This is a genomic window from Acinetobacter sp. 1207_04 (genome assembly GCF_052850415.1).
The window spans coordinates 1-1,601 of record NZ_VXCQ01000038.1 but is presented as its reverse complement, the minus strand read 5'-3'; the positions used below and the strand labels follow the sequence as shown (position 1 = coordinate 1,601).

Sequence of the window (1,601 nt, the reverse complement as noted above, 5' to 3'; positions counted from 1 at the left end):
ACGGTACAGTGGTACAGTCACCTGCAGCAAAGACACCTTTTACAGACGTTTCATTACGTTCATTAACCACAATCTCATTACGGTTTGAAAGCTCTACAGCACTGTCTTTTAAGAAGTCAGTATTAGGTAACAAGCCAATCTGAACGAAGATCCCTGCAAGTTCTAATGTATGCTCAATCTCCGTTGCACGATCTTTGTATTTAATGGCTGTGACTTGTGAACCATCACCAATCACCTCAGTTGCTAAAACATTCAATAGTACTGTGGTATTTGGCAAACTATTCAACTTATCTTGAAGTACTTGGTCAGCACGTAGCTTAGTATCAAACTCCAGTACCGTTACATGCTCAACAATTCCCGCAAGGTCAATAGCAGCTTCTACACCTGAGTTACCACCACCAATCACCGCAACACGTTTACCTTTGAACAATGGACCATCACAGTGTGGGCAATATGCGACTCCACGAGTTTTGTATTCTTTCTCACCTGGTACATTCATTTCTCTCCAACGTGCACCTGTAGATAAAATCACAGTTTTTGATTCAAGTTTTGCACCATTTTCAAGTTCAAGCTGAACTAAACCATTGGCTGTTTGATCTGCACCGACAATGCTTTTCACTTTTTGTAGGTTCATAATATCTACACCGTACTCTCGTACATGTGCTTCCATATCTGCACCAAACTTAGGTCCTTGAGTTTTTTGCACTGAAATAAAGTTTTCAATGTCCATCGTATCCATAACCTGACCACCGAAGCGCTCAGACACAATACCTGTACGAATACCTTTACGTGCAGCATACATTGCCGCTGTTGCACCTGCAGGACCACCACCAATCACCAGCACATCAAAGGCTTCTTTAGCATTCAATTTTTCAGCATCTTTTGCTGCTGCACCAGTATCTAATTTAGCAATGATTTCTTCTAGGGTCATACGACCTTGACCAATGTGCTGACCATTTTGGAATAACATTGGTACAGCCATGATTTTACGTTCTTCAACTTCATCTTGGAAGAAAGCACCATCAATCATCGTTGCTGTTGTACCTGGGTTGTTAATCGCAATCAGATTCAGAGCTTGAACCACATCAGGACAGTTATGACAGCTTAGTGAGACGAACACATCAAAGTCAGATTGAATATTTAAGCCTTTGATTTGTGCCAAAACTTCATCAGATACTTTTGCTGCATAACCTGAAACTTGCAGTAAAGCTAAGATCAATGAAGTGAATTCGTGACCCATTGGCAAGCCTGCGAAGAACACACGTGGTTGCTCGCCGACTTTCGCAATACCGAAGCTTGGTTTGCGGCTATTTTGCCCATCAAAACGTGCAGTCACTTGGTCAGACAGTGCAGCAACTTCAGTGACTAATTCTTTAATTTTTTCAGCTTTATCAGAGTTGTCTAAAGAAGCGACCAATTCAATTGGGCTTTCAAGACGTTCAAGTAAAGTTTTTAATTGTGCAGAAGTATTTGTATCTAACATCGTTCAATCTCCAAAGGAGTAAATTTATTGCTTGAGAATATAATACGTTAAATCACAGAATAGAGGAAACAGGTTGTTTTTATATTTATAATCGGTTTTTTGAATTTTAAGACGGTTT

Annotated in this window: 1 protein-coding gene; it reads right to left on the bottom strand. The window is 40.2% G+C overall.

Annotated features, from left to right (window positions below):
- Positions 1 to 1,483, bottom strand: a 1,483-nt coding sequence (ahpF, locus tag FW754_RS16375) for an alkyl hydroperoxide reductase subunit F (RefSeq protein ID WP_446325259.1), incomplete at its 3' end; no start/stop codon positions are given.
- Between the last annotated feature and the right edge of the window lie 118 nt (positions 1,484 to 1,601).